Consider the following 20,382-nt stretch of genomic DNA (forward strand, 5'->3'; position numbering starts at 1 on the left):
ATGGTCAAAGTCTATGAAATCAATGGCGTCACGCCCGTGGTACATCCGACGGCCTACGTCCACCCTAGTGCAGTGCTGATCGGCGATGTCATCGTCGGTCCGCGCTGCTACATCGGCCCGCTGGCTTCGCTGCGCGGTGACTTCGGCCGCCTGATACTGGAAGAAGGCGCCAACCTGCAGGATACCTGCGTGATGCACGGCTTTCCGGGCGCGGATACGGTGGTGGAGCAGGATGGCCACATCGGCCACGGCGCCGTGCTGCACGGCTGCCGCATAGGCCGCAATGCGCTGGTGGGCATGAACAGCGTGGTGATGGATAACGCCGTGATCGGTGCGGAAAGCATCGTCGCCGCCATGAGCTTTGTGAAAGCCGGTATGGAAGTGCCGCAGCGCAGTCTGGTGGTCGGCTCGCCTGCCAAAGTAGCGCGTGCTCTGCGCGACGATGAAATTCAATGGAAGAGCGCCGGTACGGCGCAGTATCAGGAACTGGCGGTGCGCTCCATGCGCACCATGCGCGAAACGGAAGCGCTGACGGAACTGCCTGCAGAGCGGCCACGCATGGAGTGGGACAGCGCGCTGCCACTGCACCTGCACAAAAACGCCTCGGCATAAAATCGGAGACATGAGATGACACAAGTAGCAACCCTGCAAAGCTTTATCGGCGGGCGCTGGATCGGCAATGAGGCAGCCCTGCCTTTGCGCGGCGCCCTGAACAATGCGCTGATCTATCACACCCACGCCGAGCAGATCGATTTCGACGAGGCGGTGACCTACGCCCGCAAGACCGGCGTACCGGCCCTGATGAAGATGGATTTCCAGCAGCGCGCGGCGCGCCTGAAGGCGCTGGCGCTGTATCTGCTGGGCCGCAAGGAAGAGCTGTACGCCATCTCGCACCTGACCGGCGCCACCCGTGCCGATAGCTGGGTGGATATCGAAGGCGGCACCGGCACCCTGTTTGCCTACGCCAGCATGGGCAGCCGCGAGCTGCCATCCTCGAATGTGCTGCACGAAGGCCCGGCTATGTCGCTGGGTAAGAGCGGTGGCTTCGCCGGCACCCACATACTGGTGCCGCGCGGCGGCCTCGCTGTGCACATCAACGCTTTCAACTTCCCCATCTGGGGCCTGCTGGAAAAATTTGCGCCGAGTTTTCTCGCTGCCATGCCGTGCATAGGCAAGCCTGCCACGGCCACCAGCTACCTGACGGAAGCACTGGTGCGCATGATGCATGAATCCGGCCTGCTGCCGGAAGGCGCGCTGCAACTGGTGATAGGCTCCACCGGCGATCTGCTCGACCGCGTCAATGGCGCCGATGTGGTGACCTTCACGGGTTCGGCCGATACGGCCGCCAAGCTGCGCGCCCACCGTAACCTGATCGCCAATTCCGTACCCTTCACGGCAGAAGCGGATTCGCTCAACTGCGCCATACTGGCGCCCGATGTCACGCCGGACGATGCCGAGTTCGATCTGTTCGTCAAAGAAGTAGCGCGCGAAATGACGGGCAAGGCAGGGCAGAAATGTACCGCCATCCGCCGTATCCTCGTACCCGAAAGTCTGGTCGATGCCGTGGGTACGCGCCTGCGCGAGCGTCTGGCCAAGGTCAGCGTGGGCGATCCGTCGGTGGAAGGCGTGCGTATGGGCGCGCTGGCGTCCAAGGATCAGCAGCGCGATGTGGCCGAGCGCGTGGCCTTGCTGGCGCAGGGTAACGAAGTGCTGTTTGGCGAGCGTGATGGCTTCAGCCCCATCGGCATAGGCGTCGGCGAAGGCGCTTTCCATGCGCCGACTCTGCTGCTGTGCCGCGACGGCATGCGCAACGATGCCGTGCACGATGTGGAAGCCTTCGGCCCTGTCAGCACCATCATCAGCTACGACGGTATCGAGCAGGCCATGGCGCTGGCCGCCCGTGGCCGTGGTTCGCTGGTCTCCACGCTGGTCACGCGCGATCCCGCCACGGCAGCTTATGCCGTGCCCATGGCGGCTGCCTCGCACGGCCGTGTACTGATACTGGACCGTGAGGCGTCGGTGGATTCCACCGGTCACGGTTCGCCGCTGCCACAGCTGAAGCACGGTGGCCCGGGCCGCGCCGGTGGCGGCGAAGAGCTGGGCGGCATCCGCGCCGTGCGCCACTTCCTGCAACGCGCTGCGGTACAGGGCTCGCCCACCATGCTGGCTGCCGTGACGGGCGAATACGTGCGCGGCGCCAAAGTGCAGGAAAGCGAGCAGCATCCGTTCCGCAAATACTTCGAAGACCTGAAGATGGGCGATTCCCTGCTGACCCATCGCCGCACCGTCAGCGAGGCCGATATCGTCAACTTCGGTGGCGTCTCGGGCGACTACTTCTACATGCACTTCGACGACATCGCCGCAAAAGATACCCAGTTCGGCAAACGCATCGCGCACGGCTACTTCGTGCTGTCGGCCGCTGCGGGTCTGTTCGTCTCGCCGGCACCGGGGCCGGTGCTGGCGAACTACGGTCTGGATAACCTGCGCTTCATTACGCCGGTGGCGATAGGCGATACCATCCGCGCCCGTCTGACCTGCAAGCGCAAGGTGGACCGTAACCGCACCGATGACAAAGGCATAGGGCAGGGCGTGGTGGCGTGGGATGTACAGGTCACCAATCAGAACGACGAACTGGTTGCCAGTTACGACATTCTGACGCTGGTGATGAAGCGGCACTAGGCCGCCTGAGGAAACGCGCAGCGGCTACCCGGATGGGCGCCGCTGCGGGCAAGGTGAAGGGCTTACTTACGCAGGCCGAACGGGTCGTCGATGCTGTGCGCCGGTTCGGTGAACCATTTCGGGCCATGTTCCGTCATGTAGAAATGGTCTTCATGGCGCACGCCGAATTCGCCCGGGATGCAGATCATCGGTTCGTTCGAGAAGCACATGCCCACATCCAGTGGCGTCTTGTCGCCCCCCACCAGATATGGCCACTCGTGGATATCGAGGCCTATGCCATGGCCGGTACGGTGCGGCAGGCCCGGTAGCTTGTAGCCGGGGCCAAAGCCGTCAGCTTCCAGCGAGCGGCGCGCAGCCGCATCCACTTCTTCGCAAGGCACGCCCAGTTGCGCAGCATTGAAGGCGGCCTGCTGGGCGGCCTTTTCGCTGTTCCACACGGAGCGCTGGCGCTCGCTCGGCGTACCGTACACATAGGTGCGGGTGATGTCGGAAATGTAGTTGTGCAGTTTGCAGCCTGTATCGATCAGCACGGTGTCGCCTTCGCGCAACGTTTGCACATAGCTCACGCCATGCGGGTAGGCCGTGGCTTCACCGAACAGCACGATCACGAAGTAGGAGCCGGAAGCGCCCACCTTGCGGTGCGCGAGGTTGATGAACTCTTCCACTTCGGTGGTGGTAATGCCAGCCTTGAGGATGCTGGCTGTCGCCACATGCACGGCCAGCGTCATGTCTTTGGCCCGCTGCATCAGCGCGATTTCGTTGACGGATTTTCGGGTGCGGCAGTGCGCCGTCACGCTGCGTGCATTTTCCAGTGCATAGCCGTTCGCCAGCGGGCGGATACCATCGTAGATGAAGAAGGCGGCGCTTTCGCAGATACCGATGCGCGGCGCGCTGGCACCGGCAGCAGCTGGCGCTATGCCCATGCGCTGCAGCGTATCGACGAACAGCTGGTATGGGCTCTCGTGCTCGTGCCAGGTGTTGACGCGGCCTTCCACCAGCATGAAGTCCTTCAGCGTGCTCTCTTCGAAAGCCGGGGCGATGTATTCTACTGGGCCACTGGCGGGCAGGATGGCGCCCACCATACGTTCGCTCGGATACCAGCGCGTGCCGGTGAAGTACATCAGATTGGCACCCGCATTGATGTAGATGGCGGCAATGCCCTGCGCCTGCATATAAGCCTGCGCCTTGGCGATGCGTTGCAGATGTTCGTCTTTGCCGATAGGGACCGCGCCCGCAGTCATGTCCGACAGGGAGGCCAGCGCCTCTTCGATGGTTTTTCCACCTATGGTCATTTTTATATCCCTGAGTTATATCTCTGAGTGATACGCCGGTAAGCGTCAGGCGGGGATCATAGCAGCTTTATGGCGGCAGGCCAGTAACAGCCGGCCTTGGCGGCATTTAGGGTATGCCGATTTCGGCATCGGCTCGTAATCCGGCTCAGTGCCCGGCATACCCTAGCTCCGCAGGGCTAGTTGGTCAGCAGACTGACCTTGTCGATGACGAAGAAGGTCGGTTTGGAATTATCCTCGTGCATGGCAAAACTCAGGGTCAGGGTCTTGCCCTTCTGTGCCAGCACATCGAAGCTGTGCAGCTGGTAGCCCGCTACCGCATCCTTGTTGCTGTAGCGCGCCAGCGTGCGTACCACCTTGCCGGCGCCATCCTTGAGTGTCACCGTAAGCTGGTCATACGCCACGGGATGCACTTCGCCCGTCTCGATATGGGTGGCGAAGCTCAGCGTGGCCTGCGTGGCGCTGGCCGGTATGTTCACACTCTGCGTCAGCACCTGATTGGTGGTGTGGCCCTTTCCGCCCATGCGGGCGTAACGGGTGCCCTCGTAGGCCACCTGCGCAGGGTCGCTGCCGATGACGGCCGTAGCACCTTTCCAGCCGTTTATGCCGTCCTCGAAGCCGCCATTGATGATGCGCTCCGTGCCCTGCGGCTCGCCGCCGCCGCCATCGGCTTCGTCGATATCGTCCCCCACGTTAATGGCCGCATAGGCGCGCTGCACGGCGATAGCTTCCTTGGAACTGGCGCCATACAGCTCCTGCGCCGCTTCCAGTACCTTGGCACGGGCATCGGCGTAGCCAGTGGTCGAAGTGAATTTGGTGGTGAGCGCCTTGAACCAGATGCGGTAAGCCTTGTCGCTGCCTATGCCGTGCATGGCGGCCGGTGTGCGGGTCAGGTATTTGCTGTAGTAGTCCGAGGTGGGATCGGCCTTGGAGCCTTGCGCGAGGAAATAGAACATGCGGTTATTCGGACCACTCGAATAATGCACGTCGAGGTATTTGAGCGAACTGCTCCACGCATCGGGGCTGCTGCCATCCTTGCTGGGGCGGTACATCCAGCGCAGCGGCTGGCCATTCTTGCTGATCTCCGTGCCCATCATCCAGTCATTGCCGCTGGCAGGGATCACGCCGCCCGTTCCTCCAGCGCGCGCATAGGCTTCCACCATTTCGCCACCGACATCCGAGTTCGATTCATTCAGTCCGCCCGATTCGCCCGCATACACCAGATCGGCCGTGGCAGCAGTCACACCATGCGACATTTCGTGGCCGATCACGTCGATCGCGCCCAGGCTGTTGAAATGGTTGCCGTCGCCGATGTACATGCATTTGCAGCCGTCGTCGTAGAAGGCATTGTCGTAGCTGGTGTCGACGTGGGCGGCGATGTAGGTGGCGGTGTTGTTGCCATCGAGTGAGTGCCAGCCCAGCGCATTGCGGTTGGCGTCGTAGGTATTCATCAGCCCCCACAGCGCATTCACCGCAGCGGTCTGGCCGTTGGCGCTGGTGGTGCTGCCGCCGTTTACATACTGCTTGCCATCGCCCCAGCTATTGCTGCTGTTGGTGTAGATATTGCCGGGGTCGGGATTGTCGGCCGAACTGTGGTTGGCATTGGTGATGGCCATGCCGCCGTACTTTCCGCCGCTGCCGCGCGTGGTGTCCAGCATCTGGAAGCCGCTGGTCGCCACGCTGGTATTGATGGGCACAACGCCGTTGTACTGGCTGTTGCCGCTACCGACCACAGTTTTGAGTGCGGGCCATTGGGCCAGGATGGCGCCCGTATTGGCATCGATGATGGTGTCGTAGTACACCGGCTTGTTATCCTGCGCCATGCGGGTCTTGACGTAATAGGCCAGCGCGTAACGATCTATCACTTCCTGCACATCGGCAGCATTCAGTTCGGTTTCCTGTTTGCTTTGCGCCGCCGGCACGCGCACGCTACGGGCGATGGGGAATATCAGCAGCTCGGCGCTGGGCGGCCAGCGGTCCACCCCGCGCGGTGCGACCGAACTGGCAGCGATGCGGATTGCTTCGGCGGGGCTGATCGCGGGCGGCACATCGGCTGCAGCGAGTGGTGCCAGTCCGCCGGTCGAGACAGCGCGCCGGTCGGTACTGGCCACGCTGACGATGGTGCCGGCCGTATCGGTGACCACCACGGATTCGGAACCAAAAATACGCAAGCCTTTGTAGGTGTGCTGGGTGCGGACGATTTTCTGGCCAGCGGCGCCCGGATGCTGGCTGCTCAGGCGCACACTGAGCTCGGGCGCCAGTCCGCGTGCTGCATCCATGGCAGTGAGCTGGGTCAGCAGATTGCTGCTCTGCTGCGGGCTTAGCGTGGTGACAGGCGGCGCCATGAGCTGGGGCGCGGCGTGGGCGGCAGTGCAGTAGCCAGCCATGGTGGCTAGTAAAGGCCACAGCGCGCTTAGAGGTGCAGGTTTCATCATCGTCTCCCTTGATATCGATCGCGCCATTGCGGCCCATTCCGCGCGGCGGATAGAGCACGCTAGTGCCGCGCAGAGACAACGGTACTGTCACAAATCAAGGGTGATGCGAGTGTGAATTTTACGTGCGGTCGTTATGCCACACTTTCATTAATGAGCAGTCAAGATTGGGCGGGCGCCTGCATAGTCAGCCCTAGGCCAGAAGATTATTTTTTCTCGTCGTCGACGGAAAAATTCAGCGGCGGCTGTTCGCCATCCTTGTGCTCTTCAGCGGCCGGTGCAGGGCTGTCCAGCCGCAGTTCGAGCTGCTCCTTCATATCGACCTTTTTGCCCACGGTGACTAGCTGGGGGAAGCCTATGATCAGGGCCACCATCAGGATCTGGATCAGCACGAACGGGATGGCGCCCCAGTAGATATCGCTGGTCTTGACTTCTTTGGGCGCCACCGAGCGCAGATAGAACAGCGCAAAGCCGAACGGCGGGTGCATGAAGGAAGTCTGCATATTCACGCCCAGCAGTACGCCGAACCAGATCAGATCGATGCCCAGCTTGTCGGCTACGGGGCCTACCAGCGGCACCAGTATGAAGGCCAGCTCGAAGAAGTCGAGGAAAAAGGCCAGCGCGAAGAACAGCAGGTTAACCACGATCAGGAAGCCGGTGCTGCCGCCGGGCAGGGCGGATAGCAGGTGCTCCACCCACAGGTCGCCATTCACGCCACGGAACACCAGCGAGAACACGGTAGAGCCGATCAGGATGAACACCACGAAGCTGGATAAACGGGTGGTGCTGTGCATGGCCTGCTTGGTCAGGTCCAGCGTCAGGCGCCGGTTGAACAGTGCCAGCAGCAGTGCGCCCATGGCACCCATGCCGCCGCCTTCGGTCGGCGTGGCCAGACCGATGAAGATGGTGCCCAGCACGAGGAAGATCAGCGCCAGTGGCGGCACCATCACGAACACGACTTTTTCCGCCATGCGCGACAGCAGGCCCAGTTTGAACTGGCGGTTCAGCAGGGCGAACAGAAAGGCACCGACGATGCCGAGCGAAGCGGCGGCGATGCCCAGTTCATCGCTGGCCATGGCCGGATGGCGCTCGCCCCAGTAATGCGCGAACAGCCATGCGGCAGCAACCGCGCCCAGCACCAGTACCAGCAGCGAACGTACGCCGCTGTCGCCGTTGGGCTGGCGCAGGTTGCGCGCTTCCAGCGGCAGGGCCGGCACGGCGGCCGGCTTGAAGATGGACAGGGCCAGCACATAACCAGCATAAAGAGCGGTCAGCAGCAGGCCGGGGGCGAAGGCGGCGCGGTACATATCGCCCACCGAGCGGCCCAGTTGGTCGGCCATCACGATCAGCACCAGCGAGGGCGGTATGATCTGCGCCAGCGTGCCGGATGCAGCGATCACACCGGCTGCTAGCTTGCGGTCGTAACCATAGCGCAGCATCACGGGCAGCGAAATCAGGCCCATGGAAATCACCGATGCAGCAACCACGCCGGTGGTGGCGGCCAGCAGGGCGCCGACAAAAATCACCGCATAGGCCACGCCGCCGCGGATAGGGCCGAATAGCTGGCCTATGGCGTCGAGCAGGTCTTCCGCCATGCCTGAGCGTTCCAGTATCAGCCCCATGAAAGTAAAGAAGGGGATGGCCAGCAAGGTGTCGTTGGCCATGATGCCGAAGATGCGGTTGGGCAGGGCTTGCAGCAGTTCCGGTTTCAGCAGCCCCAGTTCTATGCCCAGCAGGCCGAAACACAGGCCGTTGGCCGCCAGTGCAAACGCCACGGGAAAGCCCGACAGCAGGAACAGCACCAGTACCGCGAACATGATGGGGGCGAGATTCGCCGTCAGGAATGCTTCCATGGACTTCCTTTATGACCTATGGGTGGAGCGGGCGGTTTAGTGGAGCGGATTAATCGAGCGGATTAGTCGAGCTGATTGGCAGCCTTGATGGCAGCGATTTCTTGCTGGGGGTTGTGGGCTGCGCGCGTGAAGCTGCTATCGTCTATGCGTCCGGCCAGAAAGGCGATGCGCTTGATGATTTCGGCCAGCGTCTGCAGCACCAGCAACAGAAAGCCCAGCGGCACCAGCAGCTTGGCGGGCCAGACGATCAGGCCACCGGCATTGGGCGACATTTCGCCGCTCTGCAGCGACAGCAGTGCATACGGGGTGCCGTAGTAAAGGATCAGCAGCGCAATCGGCAGCAGGAACAGGATAAATCCCAGCAGGTCTATCCACACCTGCGTGCGGCGTGAAAAGCGGCTGGTGATGACGTCGATGCGCACATGCTCGTCGCGCTTGAGGGTGTAGGCGGTAGCCAGCATGAACATGGTGGCAAACAGATACCACTGGATCTCGAGCCAGGCGTTGGAACTGAGGCTGAAGGTGTAGCGCATCAGCGCATTGCCGCTGCAGATCATTACAGCAGCCAGCAAGGCCCAGCCCACGGCATGGGCGATGGCTTCGTTGAGTCGGTCGATGGCGCGGGCAAGCTTCATGAACATGAGAACTCCTCTACGTCCGGCAACGTCTCCGGCAGATACACCACGGTGGCGGCAGGGTAGCCAGCCAGTTTGATGGTATCAGCCGCGCCGGACTATCCTGGTCCGGCGCGGCTGGGGCAGGATTTAACCAGCCAACTGGGCGCGTACGCGCGCGATGGCTTTGCGTACCTGCGCCGGGGCAGTGCCACCCACGTGGTCACGCGCAGCGACCGAGCCTTCCAGCGTCAGCACGGCGAACACGTCGTCGCCGATCAGCGGCGAGAAGGCGCGCAGTTGTTCCAGCGTCATTTCGGCCAGATCGATCTTCAGGCCGTCGCAGGCGCGTACGGCGTGGGCCACGGCTTCGTGGGCGTCGCGGAAAGGCAGGCCTTTTTTCACCAGATAGTCGGCCAGATCGGTGGCAGTAGCGTAGCCCTGCAGGGCGGCGGCACGCATGGCGTCCGGCTTGACGCTGATGCCGCCAGCCATGTCGGCAAAGATGCGCAGCGTATCGACTACCGTATCGACGGTGTCGAACAGCGGTTCCTTGTCTTCCTGATTGTCCTTGTTGTAGGCCAGCGGCTGGCCTTTCATCAGGGTCAGAAGACCCATCAGGTGGCCGTACACACGGCCGGTCTTGCCACGGGCCAGTTCCGGCACGTCTGGATTTTTCTTCTGCGGCATGATGGACGAACCGGTGCAGAAGCGGTCGGCGATATCGATGAAGCCTACGCGTGGGCTCATCCAGATGATCAGTTCTTCCGACATGCGCGACACGTGGGTCATGATCAGCGATGCGGCAGCGGTGAATTCGATGGCGAAGTCGCGGTCCGACACGGCATCGAGCGAGTTGTGGCACACATCGTCGAAGCCCAGCGTCTTGGCGACGCGCTCGCGGTCGATCGGGAAGGTGGTGCCGGCCAGTGCGGCGGCGCCCAGCGGCAGGCGGTTGACGCGCTTGCGGCAGTCCAGCATACGCTCGGCATCGCGGCCGAACATTTCGACATAGGCCAGCATGTGGTGACCGAAGGTGATCGGCTGGGCTACCTGCATGTGGGTGAAGCCGGGCAGGATGGTGTCGGCGTTCTTCTCGGCCAGATCCACCAGCGCGCTGCGCAGCGAGTGCAGCAGGGCCAGCACATCGTCGATGGCGGAGCGCACGTACAGACGGATGTCGGTGGCTACCTGGTCGTTACGCGAACGGCCCGTGTGCAGGCGCTTGCCGGCATCGCCTACCAGTTCGGTCAGGCGTTTTTCGATATTCAGGTGCACATCTTCCAGATCGAGCAGCCATTCGAAGGTGCCGGCTTCGATTTCGGCGCTGATCTGCGCCATGCCGCGTTCGATTTCGGCGCGGTCTGCGGCGCTGATGATGCCCTGAGCGGCCAGCATTTCGGCGTGAGCCAGCGAACCCTGAATGTCGGCCTTGGCCATGCGGTTATCGAAGAAAACCGAGGCAGTGTAGCGTTTGACCAGATCGGAAACCGGTTCGTTGAAGCGGGCCGACCAGGCTTCGCTTTTCTTGGAAAGTTGTGCAGTCATATAAAAGGTAAAGGCAGAGGGGGATGCGGAAGTAAGTCAGTGGTGATTATAAACCGGGGCTGCTCAAAAATATGTCAACCTTGCGTTTTTGCCTACTAAAATCAGGCATCCTCCCCTATTTTTTTGCGCTTTTTGCTGAATGAGGCCTTACTGCCAGTTCATCAGGCAGGGCGGTACCAGCATGGCCAGCGCCAGTGCGGCGTAGATGAGCTGCAGCGGTATCATCCACTTGGCCCAGGTAATCCAGGGGATGCGGGCCAGTGCCAGCACCCCGACCGTGATGCCCGAGGTGGGGATCATAGGCGTGGTCAGTTCGCCCAGCTGGAAAGCCAGAATCGCCGTCTGGCGCGTCACGCCGACCAGATCGGACAGCGGCGCCATGATGGGCATGGTCAGCGCAGCCTGACCGCTGCCGGAGTGGATGAAGAAATTGATCACGGTCTGGATGCCAAACATTTTCCACGCCGCGAACACGGGCAGCGAGGACTGCACCAGCGGCATCAGGCCGTGCAGCATGGTGTCGATGATGTGGGCGTCGCGCGCGAGGATCATGGTGCCGCGGGCCAGTGCAATCACCAGCGCTGTGCCGACCAGATCGCGCGCGCCCTGTATGAAGCTCTCGACGATCTGGGTGGAATCGAGTTTGCCGACCAGACCGATGACGATGCCCATCACGAGGAACAGCGCGGCGATTTCATCGATATACCAGTCATAGCCCACCACGCCGCCCACCATGATGGCCAGCGCAGCGACGAAGATGGCCAGTACCAGCTTGTGCCGGCCCGTAATGCCGTGGAAGTCGCCCAGACCATGCGGCTGCTCCTTGCGCTTCTCCAAGTCCAGCGCATAGGTAGGACTCAGTTGCGGATTCTTCTTGATGCGCGCCGCATACCACATCAGGAAAGCGATGGTGACGCCGGTGGCGATCACCCACACGATCAAACGGTAGCCCCAACCCGAGAACACCGGCACCCCGGCGATGCCTTGTGCAATGCCGACGTTGAACGGGTTGAGGAAGGCCGCGCCGAAGCCCACCTGCGAGCCGAGGAAGGGTATCGAAACGCCGGTGACCGTGTCATAGCCCAGCGCCAGTGCCAGCGGCACAAAGATCATCACGAAGGGGATGGCTTCCTCGTTCATGCCGAAGGTGGCGCCGCCTATCGAGAACATGGTGACGAACACGGGGATCAGCGCCTTCTGGATGAAGGGCGAGCTGTCGTGCGCACGCGCGAGTGCCTTGATCATGGCATCGACGGCTTCGGTCTTCTGCAGCACGGCGAAGGCGCCGCCCACCACCAGCACGAAGCCGATGATCAGCGCCGCTTCTACAAAGCCCTTGATGGGTGCCTTGATCAGCGCCGTAAAGCCTTGCGGCACGCTGGGGATGTAGTGGAAGCTGGCCGGATCGATTAGCTGCTTGCCGTTGACCAGATGGGTATCGTATTTGCCGCCCGGGACCAGCCACGTTGCCGCGGCAATCAGCGCGAGGATGATGAACAGCAGGACGAAAGTATGCGGCAGCTTGAGTTTCTTTTTGCTGCCCGGGGCGGCATGGTTGCTAGGAGTGCTCATGGGCGCGCTTTCTTATTGGCTCAGCAGATCGCCGGCGCGGTAGGCCGTGGCACCGGCGATTTTGCCGATGTTCATGCCACGGATCACATGGCGGTGCGCGCTGCGGGCAAAGAACACCCCGGCCACGCCCGCATGGATCACGCTGGTTTCGCCGCTGACGGGATCGATGATGTCGGCAATCGCATCGCCTGCCGCCACGCGCTCGCCCAGCTCGCGCGTGTAGACCAGAATGCCGGGGTGGGGCGCATACAGCGGTTCCACGCCTTCCAGCGGCGTGGCTTCACACAGCGGCGCAGGTAGCACGCGGGCGGCCGCTTCGGCGGCGGCATCGGCCGCCAGCACCACGCCATTCAGCGTGAGGAACTGCAGCAGGCCGGCCGCATCCTTCTGCGCCAGTGCATAGCTCACTTCCTGTTCACCGCGCAGCTCCACCGTGGTGGACACGCAGGCCGGCGGTATCGGGTAGCGACCTTCGAAGTGGCGCTCCAGATCCCACCACAACCGGCTGCAGGCTTCGTCGAACGGTTCGCCGCCAGCCTGATAGGCCAGCAGCACGGCCTGCGCGCCCATGATGGCCGACAGTGGCGCGATGGCTTCGGCCAGCGGCGTGCCCGCATAGATGTGCAGCGCCGCTTCGTTGTCGCAATGCAGATCGAGCACGATGTCGGCATCGATGGCCATGGTCATCAGGATTTTTTTCAGCGCTTCCGCATCCGTGGCCGGATGCCAGGCGGCGATGGAAGTGCGCGCGTGGGCACGGATCAGCGCCACATTGGCGTCGGCATCCTGACCCAGCAGGCCGGCCAGCGAAGCTTTCAGGTCGTCTGCCACATGCTTGTAGGCGCGGTTGAAGTTGATACCGGTGGTCAGATCAAATCGGCCGAAGGCGGCGCCGTGGATGGCCTGCGCCAGCCCGATGGGATTCGCGGCCGGCACCAGGATCACTTCGCCCTGCAGGCGGCCCGCCGCTTCCAGCGCGATCAGCTCCTTGCGCAGGAACTGGGCCACCAGCATGCCGGGCACTTCGTCCGCATGCAGCGAGGCTTGTATATACACTTTTTTGCCGCTGCCCGGCGTGCCGAAATGCAGACTGGTTAGCTGGTAATGGGCGTTGCTGTGAGCGCCGGAGATGGGATGTTGGTGAACTTGCATGATGGCCTAGTCTACGCCTATGAATAATTCGACAAAGATTGAGTATGTAGCACTATTTTCACAAAGTAAATGTACATATGCGGAATCTGCACGGGCTTTCTTGAGTTTTAGTCATGATGTGCGTACAGTTAGTTTAATGTAATTATTTCTTCAACTGAGAGAGCAAATAATATGGGTGCAGCACGCAAATTGCAGGTTTCGAATATGGCGCTGGCAGTCAAGCTGGCGCTGGGAGTGGGGGCCGTGGTCGGCCTGATGCAGCAGGTACAGGCGCAGGAGGCGGCCGTCAGCGCCGTGCCGGTGCCCAAGGTGGAGATCACCGGTTCGGCCATACGCCGCATCGAATCCGAAACCGCACTGCCGGTGCAGGTCATCACCCGTGAAGAAATCGACAAGGCCGGCGTGACCACCGCTTCCGAACTGATGGCGCGCGTATCGGCCAACGTGGGCGGCCTGACCGATGGCGCTTCCATCAACGTGGGCGGCGACCAGCGCGGCTTCAATAGCGCCAACCTGCGCGGCATCGGCACCTCGTCCACACTGGTGCTGCTGAACGGCCGCCGCATGGCCAACTTTGCTTCGCCCGGCGACGATACGGGCGTGGACCTGAACAACATCCCGGCCGCTGCCATCCAGCGCGTGGAAGTGCTGCTGGACGGCGCATCGGCGCTGTACGGCACGGATGCTATCGGCGGTGTGATCAACTTCATCACCCGCAAGGACTTCCAGGGTCTGGAACTGAATGCCTACGGCAGCAAGACGCAGGAAGGCGGCGCCGGCAAGCGTACGGCCAGCTTGAGCGCCGGCACGGGTGATCTGGGCCGCGATGGTTACAATGTGTTTGCCGTGGTGGACGTGCAGCGCACGGGCGCACTGAATACCTCGCAGCGCAAATTTATCGACGATCTGCACATCGCCGAACGTCTGCCGCACCTGCTGTCCGGCTACACCAGCCCGGCCAACATCCGCCTGACCAGCGCCCAGCGTGATTACCTGCAGGAGCAGGGCTTTACCATCAACGGCAAGCCTATCACCAACCGCACCATCAACCTGTCGCTGCCGAACTGCGCACCGCCGGCCAATCTGTACCTGCCTAACGGTACCGGCGGGGTGGATGCCTGTACCTACAACTACATGGGCGATACCGAGCTGTATCCGAAATCGGACAAGGTCAACCTGCTGTCGCGCGGCGTGCTGCAACTCAATCCGGACAACCAGTTGTTTGCCGAAGTGGCGCTGAGCCGCGCCAAAACCAATTATGTGGGCTCGTCGGCGCGGGTAACGGGCGTGGTCAACTACAAGCGCATTCCGGCACTGGCCAAATATGATCTGGCCTCGGAAGCTGCGAGTGCCGATGATGACGTAGTGGGCGATGTTACGCTGCGTATGCGCTTGAACGAAGCAGGCCGCCGTACCAGCGAACTGACCAGCGAAAGCCAGCGCATCGTGCTGGGCCTGACGGGTAGTGCCGGCGGCTGGGATTACGACGTGGGCCTGAACCACAGCGTCAATACCATCAAGGACAAGGACACCCACGGCTACGTGCTGTACGACAAACTGATGGAAGGTATCTACAATGGCGTGATCAATCCGTTCGGCCCGTCCGGCGCTGCCGGCGTTGCCCTGCTCGATTCTATCCAGGTCAACGATGATGTACGCCATGCGCGCGGTGTGATGGATTCGATCGACTTCAAGGTATCGCATACGCTGGGCGCACTGGGCGGCGGTGATGCTGCCATGGCGGTCGGCGGTGAAGTACGCCACGAACGCACCGACTTCACGCCGTCGGCGCTGCTGATGAGCGATAACATCAATAACGACTTCGCACCGGAAGGCGGCCGCCCGACCAGCGACAAGCGCAGCGTGCAGGCCATCTATGGCGAGCTGCTGCTGCCGTTCACCAAGCAGCTGCAGGCGCAGGTATCGGCCCGTTACGACCACTATCAGGTGGTGGGCGGCGCCGCCAGCCCGAAAGTGGGCCTGAGCTACACCCCGACCAAGACCATGCTGTTCCGCGCTTCGGCCGGCCGCGGCTTCCGCGCACCTTCGATGTCGGATCTGTACCGTCCTACCGTGTACAGCTCCACGGCGACTTTGCCGGACCCCGTGTATTGCGCCACCGTGGACAACAACTTCGCCGATTGCGCCGACAACTGGGATACCCGCCGCTATTCCAACGACAAGCTGAAACCTGAGCGCAGCCGCCAGTACTCGCTGGGCATGGTGCTGGAGCCGGTGAAGAATGCTTCGCTGTCGCTCGATTACTGGAACATCAAGCGCACCGACCTGATTAGCGAACTCGGTGACGATGTGATTCTGGGGAATCTGGCCAAATACGGCGATCTGGTACACCGCGATGAAGATGGCCTGATCGACTACATCGAACTGCGCAAGGAAAACCGTGGCGCGCAAATCGCCTCCGGTCTGGACCTGACCATCGATTATCGCGGCGTGCAGACGGCGCTGGGCCGTTTCGGTGGCCACCTGTCCGGCACCTATGTGCTGAATTCGAAGATCCAGAACAGCGTCGGCGATGTCTACCTGAGCAATCTGGGCCGCTTTGTGACGGATAGCGTGGTGCAGCGCTGGCGCCATACCATCACCCTCGACTGGGATAAAGGCCCGTTCTCGGCCAGCCTGTCGAACACCTATTCGAGCGGCTATGAAGACCAGAACACGGCGATCAACATCGACGATGGTTCGGTGGTAGCGAAAAACCGCGTGAAAGCCTACTCGCTGTGGGATCTGTCGGGCGCATGGCAGGTGAACAAGGCACTGAAACTGCGTGCCGGCGTGCAGAATCTGCTCGATACGGCGCCACCGTACTCGAATCAGGCCTTCTACTTCATCTCCGGCTACGATCCGACCTACACCGATCCACGTGGTCGTCGTATCTTTGCCACGGCTAATTACGCGTTCAAATAAGGTAATGTAATGATGCATTAAGCCAGACAGGCCAATTGATTGGTATGATCTGCGCTACGACGGCGCCGCGCGTGAGTGCGGCGCCGGTTTTACTAGGAAGGGTTACATGAATTTCTCAGGTTTTAAGCTACTGCGAGTGCTTTTGCTATGGCTGCTGCTATGCGGCGCCAGTGTGCAGGCGGCACAGGTAGCGGTCAGCACGCCGGCCGCCAAGGCACCGGCGAGCAAACCGCAGCAGGCTGCAAAAAGCTCGAGCAAGCCGGCCAAGGCGGTGCCGCCGCCCAAGCCGGTGCTGGCGCCACCAGCCGGCAATCTGGTCATCATCGGCGGCGGTCTGCGGGCCGACAACGCCGAAGTCTGGCAGCGCATCGTCCAACTGGCAGGCGGCAAGGGCGCCCGTATCGGCGTATTCGGTTCGGCCTCGATCAATCCCGAGCAATCGGCCCAGAACACCATCAACAAACTCAATCAGTACGGCGCGCAGGCCTTCTTCATTCCGCTCGGCGTAACGCTGCCCAATAGCGACTACCGCAAGGCGGCGGAAGATCCGGAAGTGGTGGCGGCCATCCATTCGGCTACCGGCATCTATTTCACCGGCGGCGATCAGGCGCGCATCACCCGGGCGCTGGTGCGGCCCGACGGCAAACATACGGCCGCACTCGATGCGGTGTGGGATGTGTACCGCGATGGTGGCGTGGTGGCCGGTTCCAGTGCGGGCGCCGCGATCATGAGTACCACCATGTTCTATGACGCCAAGAGCACACTGGAAATGCTCAAGCAGGGCGTCACGGAAGGGAACGAGATTTCGGCCGGACTGGGTTTCATCGGTGACGACGTGTTCGTCGACCAGCACCTGCTGGTACGCGGCCGCTTTGCCCGCATGATTCCCGTGATGCTGAAGAAGGGTTATCAGATCGGTCTGGGCATCGATGAAAACACCGCCATGGTGGTCAACGCCAAGCGCGATGTGGAGATCATCGGCTATAGCGGCGCACTGCTGCTGGACCTGTCGGCGGCGATTACCGACCGTGGCATCAAGGGCTTCAACATCAGCAATGCCACCATCAGCTATCTGGACCGGGGCGACAAGTTCAATCTGGTGACACGCGAATTTACCCCGTCGCCGGACAAGGCCGACAACAAGCTCGATCCGAATCAGCCGGAAACCCGCGAACCCGTGTTCACCAACGATATTCTGGGTAATAACGCCGTGTTGGATCTGATGGTCAACCTGATCGACAACGCCCAGCAGGAAGCCATAGGCATCGCCTTCGGCAATCCGCGCGACGCTTACCCAGATATCGGTTTCGAGTTCAGGTTTAGTAAAACTATCAACAGCGTCGGTTATAGCTCGACCGAAGTAGAGGCATATTCCGTGCTCAAACTGCGTATGGATGTGCGGCCGATACAGTTACAGGCCCCGCTCTACCGCTACCGCTAGCAGCGGGCAGAAAATCAGGTATATTGAAGGGATGGCGTGTGATGCGCCATCCCTTTTTCTTTGCGGAGGCGGCAATGCGTAGGGCGGACAAATGGTGGCACAGAGTAGCGCAGGCAGCACTGATGCTGGCCGTTCCGTTCGGCGCGGCACAAGCGGCAGCGAATGCGCCCAAGGGCTCGCTGGTCATCATAGGCGGCAATCTGCAGGCCGACAACGCCGAAGTCTGGCAGCGCATCGTCCAGTTGGCCGGTGGCCCCGGTGCCCGGTTGGCGGTGCTGCCGTCTGCTGCGGCCGATCCGGCGCCCGTAGGCGCTGCCATCGTCGAGCGTTTTCGCGCCTATGGGGCTGATGCGTTTCTGGTGCCGCTGGCCGTCAAACTGGCCGATAGCGACTACCGGCAGGTGGCCGACGATCCGCAACTGGCCGAAGCCGTGCGCAGCGCGGGCGGCGTGTTCTTTGCCGGCGGCGATCAGGCCCGCATCACGCAGGCGCTGGTACGGCCGGATGGCAGCCGCAGCGCCGTGCTGGAAGCAGTGTGGGAGTTGTACCGCAATGGCGGTGTGGTGGCTGGCAATAGCGCCGGTGCCGCCATCATGAGCAGCACCATGTTCTATGCCCCCGGCCCGGTATTTTCCGCGCTGCGTGGCGGCGTGACGGACGGCCGCGAAATCGCGCCGGGACTCGGCTTTATCGGCGACGACGTGTTCGTCGACCAGCATTTCCTCGTGCGCGGACGGTTTGCCCGCATGATCCCCGCCATGCTCAAGAAGGGTTATAAATTCGGCCTGGGCATCGATGAGAACACGGCCATGGTGGTGGACAGCCGGCGTCAGGTGGAAATCGTCGGCCACCGCGGTGCGCTGCTGGTCGATCTGCGCCGCGCCACCACGGATGCCAGCCATGGCGGCTTCAATGTCGCCAATGCCATGATCAGCTATCTGGACAAGGGCGACCGCTACGATCTGGCCAGCCATACCTTCATTCCTTCGCAGGCCAAGGCTGGCGGCAAGCTCGATGGCCGTGCCGTGCAGATGGCGCAGCCCGTGTTTTCGGCCGATATACTGGCACGCAATGCGCTGGTGGAGCTGATGGAAAACCTGATCAATAACCGCCGCAGCGAAGCCATAGGCATCGCCACCAGCGGCCGCAATTCGCCGTTGCCGGAGCTAGGCTTCCAGTTCACCTTCAGCAAAACGCGCGATAGCGTGGGCTATGCCTCGGCCGCGCTGCAAAGCTATTCCATCCTGAATATGCGGCTCGATATCCGTCCGCTCGATATCGGTCAGTCGCTGCTGCAAAAGAACTAGCATGCGGGCATGCCGCTGCGTAGCGGGCCGGATTAGAATGATGGCCTGCCACCCTTACACCGATAGGAAGATCATGTCCCTGTTTGCTTCCCGCACGCCGCTGCGTGCTCTGGCCAGTGCGCTGGCTTGCGGCCTGACCGCACTGCTTCCACTGACTGCCCAAGCTGCGGCCAGTGCCGCCGCCGTTGCTGCGGCTTCCGTCAAAGCCGTGCAGCCAGCCACCGTGCGGGTCGACTATATGCATAGCGGGAATGCGCTGAATGAAAACTATGCGCTCGAGCGGGTCGTGATCGAACCGCTGCCATGGGCAGGCGATATGCGCCGCGCCATCGACGACACCAACCGTGGCAACAATATGCTCGAAGTGGTGGACAGCAAGACGGGTGAGTTGCTGTACTCGCGCGGCTTCTCCACCGTGTTTGCCGAGTGGCGCACCACCGAAGAAGCGCAACATGCCAATCGCGGTTTTCAGGAATCGGTGCGCTTCCCCAAACCGGACCGTCCGGTGCGGGTGCGCATCCTCAAGCGTGATGACCGCAATGCGTTTTCGGTGGTGTGGACTGCTGAAATCGATAGCGACGCCATGGACGTGGTGCGCAAGTTGCCTGCCGCGCCGGTAAAGCCGATAGCGATCCGCGTCAACGGCCCGTCGCCGCAGAAGGTTGATCTGCTGATCGTTGGCGATGGCTACACTGCGGCCGAGATGCCGAAGTTTGAAGCGAGTGCACGCAAGCTGGCCGACCATCTGTTCGCCACCTCGCCGTTCAAGGAGCGCGCCAGCGATTTCAATGTATGGGCACTGGCCTTGCCGACGGCGGAATCTGGCGTATCGCGCCCATCGACGGGCGTGCATCATGCCTCGCCACTGGGCACGCGTTACGATATCTTCGGCAGCGAGCGTTATGTGCTGACCACGGATAACCGCGCGCTGCGCGAACTGGCACAGTATGCACCGTACGAGTTCATCGAAATTCTGGTGAATAACGAGACCTATGGCGGTGGCGGCATCTTCGGCCAGTTCAGCACGGCGGCCGCAAATAATGACTGGGCCAACTACCTGTTCGTGCACGAATTCGGCCACCACTTCGCCGGTCTGGCCGACGAGTACTACACTTCGCCCGTGGCCTATCAGTCGGGTACTGCCCGTCCCGAACCATGGGAGCCGAATGCCACGGCGCTGCGCGATCCGGCCAACCTGAAATGGAAGCGTTTTGTCACGGCCGGCACGCCGCTGCCGACGCCATGGCCTAAACAGACTTATGAAACGGCCTCGCGCGCCTACCAGAAAGAGCGTGCCGCTTTGCGTGCGGCGCAGCGTCCCGAAGCGGAGATGAGTGCGCTGTTCAAGAAGGATCTGGCCGAGAGCACGGCGCTGTTCACGCCCGATCCGCACTACCATTCGGTAGGCGCATTCGAGGGCGCCAACTATGAAGCGAGCGGTTACTACCGCCCGCAGATGCAGTGCATCATGTTCGACCGCAGCGAGAAGTTCTGCGCCGTGTGTGCCGATGCGATCAGCACCATCATTGATCTGTACTCGCGCCCGGCGGATCGTTAGCAGCAGAAGGCG

Annotated in this window: 13 protein-coding genes; 6 read left to right on the forward strand and 7 right to left on the reverse strand. The window is 61.8% G+C overall.

What is annotated here, in order from left to right; all coding sequences use genetic code 11:
* Together paaY and paaZ are read left to right on the forward strand one after the other, a co-directional pair.
* The gene (gene paaY, locus GM655_RS01330; protein ID WP_155432842.1) at window positions 1-612 is read left to right on the forward strand and encodes a phenylacetic acid degradation protein PaaY; all 612 of its coding nucleotides are present in this window, start codon (window positions 1-3) and stop codon (window positions 610-612) included.
* Window positions 613-627: 15 nt separating this feature from the next.
* The gene (gene paaZ / locus GM655_RS01335; protein WP_155432843.1) at window positions 628-2,679 is read left to right on the forward strand and encodes a phenylacetic acid degradation bifunctional protein PaaZ; all 2,052 of its coding nucleotides are present in this window, start codon (window positions 628-630) and stop codon (window positions 2,677-2,679) included.
* Between the two features lie 62 nt (window positions 2,680-2,741).
* On the opposite strand, the gene GM655_RS01340 is transcribed toward paaZ, so the two are convergent.
* The 7 genes from GM655_RS01340 to GM655_RS01370 form a co-directional block, all read right to left on the reverse strand.
* The gene (locus GM655_RS01340; RefSeq protein ID WP_155432844.1) at window positions 2,742-3,971 is read right to left on the reverse strand and encodes a M24 family metallopeptidase; all 1,230 of its coding nucleotides are present in this window, start codon (window positions 3,969-3,971) and stop codon (window positions 2,742-2,744) included.
* A 176-nt stretch (window positions 3,972-4,147) separates the two neighbouring features.
* On the reverse strand, window positions 4,148-6,400 hold the full coding sequence (locus GM655_RS01345; RefSeq protein WP_229632430.1) for a M4 family metallopeptidase: 2,253 nt from the start codon (window positions 6,398-6,400) through the stop codon (window positions 4,148-4,150).
* A 206-nt stretch (window positions 6,401-6,606) separates the two neighbouring features.
* Complete coding sequence (locus GM655_RS01350) at window positions 6,607-8,253, reverse strand: TRAP transporter large permease (RefSeq protein ID WP_155432846.1); 1,647 nt, start codon at window positions 8,251-8,253, stop codon at window positions 6,607-6,609.
* A gap of 62 nt (window positions 8,254-8,315) precedes the next feature.
* On the reverse strand, window positions 8,316-8,888 hold the full coding sequence (locus tag GM655_RS01355; protein ID WP_155434059.1) for a TRAP transporter small permease subunit: 573 nt from the start codon (window positions 8,886-8,888) through the stop codon (window positions 8,316-8,318).
* 129 nt (window positions 8,889-9,017) lie between these two features.
* Window positions 9,018-10,415, reverse strand: a complete 1,398-nt coding sequence (gene argH / locus GM655_RS01360; RefSeq protein WP_155432847.1) for an argininosuccinate lyase — start codon at window positions 10,413-10,415, stop codon at window positions 9,018-9,020.
* Between the two features lie 147 nt (window positions 10,416-10,562).
* Window positions 10,563-11,987, reverse strand: a complete 1,425-nt coding sequence (locus tag GM655_RS01365) for a YfcC family protein (protein ID WP_155432848.1) — start codon at window positions 11,985-11,987, stop codon at window positions 10,563-10,565.
* 12 nt (window positions 11,988-11,999) lie between these two features.
* On the reverse strand, window positions 12,000-13,139 hold the full coding sequence (locus tag GM655_RS01370) for a succinylglutamate desuccinylase/aspartoacylase family protein (protein WP_155432849.1): 1,140 nt from the start codon (window positions 13,137-13,139) through the stop codon (window positions 12,000-12,002).
* Between the two features lie 171 nt (window positions 13,140-13,310).
* On the opposite strand from GM655_RS01370, the gene GM655_RS01375 reads away from it, so the two are divergent.
* The 4 genes from GM655_RS01375 to GM655_RS01390 all read left to right on the forward strand — a co-directional run bounded on the left by GM655_RS01375 (window position 13,311) and on the right by GM655_RS01390 (window position 20,370).
* Window positions 13,311-16,064 carry a TonB-dependent receptor gene (locus tag GM655_RS01375; protein WP_155432850.1) on the forward strand — a complete coding sequence of 918 codons (2,754 nt, stop codon included), beginning with the start codon at window positions 13,311-13,313 and terminating at the stop codon, window positions 16,062-16,064.
* A 142-nt stretch (window positions 16,065-16,206) separates the two neighbouring features.
* Entirely contained in the window at window positions 16,207-17,505 is a 1,299-nt protein-coding gene (locus GM655_RS01380) for a cyanophycinase (RefSeq protein WP_229632328.1), read from the forward strand.
* Window positions 17,506-17,579: 74 nt separating this feature from the next.
* Complete coding sequence (locus GM655_RS01385) at window positions 17,580-18,812, forward strand: cyanophycinase (protein ID WP_229632329.1); 1,233 nt, start codon at window positions 17,580-17,582, stop codon at window positions 18,810-18,812.
* Between the two features lie 73 nt (window positions 18,813-18,885).
* Entirely contained in the window at window positions 18,886-20,370 is a 1,485-nt protein-coding gene (locus GM655_RS01390) for an IgA Peptidase M64 (protein WP_155432852.1), read from the forward strand.
* Window positions 20,371-20,382: the final 12 nt, after the last annotated feature.

The sequence above is a fragment of the Pseudoduganella danionis genome (assembly GCF_009720775.1).
GTDB lineage: Bacteria > Pseudomonadota > Gammaproteobacteria > Burkholderiales > Burkholderiaceae_D > Rugamonas > Rugamonas danionis.

Excerpts from the sequence above, each read along its gene's own strand:
- paaY (WP_155432842.1), top strand. The coding sequence starts at position 1 with ATGGTCAAAGTCTATGAAATCAATGGCGTCACGCCCGTGGTACATCCG.
- paaZ (WP_155432843.1), top strand. The coding sequence starts at position 628 with ATGACACAAGTAGCAACCCTGCAAAGCTTTATCGGCGGGCGCTGGATC.
- GM655_RS01340 (WP_155432844.1), bottom strand. The coding sequence starts at position 3,971 with ATGACCATAGGTGGAAAAACCATCGAAGAGGCGCTGGCCTCCCTGTCG.
- GM655_RS01345 (WP_229632430.1), bottom strand. The coding sequence starts at position 6,400 with ATGAAACCTGCACCTCTAAGCGCGCTGTGGCCTTTACTAGCCACCATG.
- GM655_RS01350 (WP_155432846.1), bottom strand. The coding sequence starts at position 8,253 with ATGGAAGCATTCCTGACGGCGAATCTCGCCCCCATCATGTTCGCGGTA.
- GM655_RS01355 (WP_155434059.1), bottom strand. The coding sequence starts at position 8,888 with ATGAAGCTTGCCCGCGCCATCGACCGACTCAACGAAGCCATCGCCCAT.
- argH (WP_155432847.1), bottom strand. The coding sequence starts at position 10,415 with ATGACTGCACAACTTTCCAAGAAAAGCGAAGCCTGGTCGGCCCGCTTC.
- GM655_RS01365 (WP_155432848.1), bottom strand. The coding sequence starts at position 11,987 with ATGAGCACTCCTAGCAACCATGCCGCCCCGGGCAGCAAAAAGAAACTC.
- GM655_RS01370 (WP_155432849.1), bottom strand. The coding sequence starts at position 13,139 with ATGCAAGTTCACCAACATCCCATCTCCGGCGCTCACAGCAACGCCCAT.
- GM655_RS01375 (WP_155432850.1), top strand. The coding sequence starts at position 13,311 with ATGGGTGCAGCACGCAAATTGCAGGTTTCGAATATGGCGCTGGCAGTC.
- GM655_RS01385 (WP_229632329.1), top strand. The coding sequence starts at position 17,580 with ATGCGTAGGGCGGACAAATGGTGGCACAGAGTAGCGCAGGCAGCACTG.
- GM655_RS01390 (WP_155432852.1), top strand. The coding sequence starts at position 18,886 with ATGTCCCTGTTTGCTTCCCGCACGCCGCTGCGTGCTCTGGCCAGTGCG.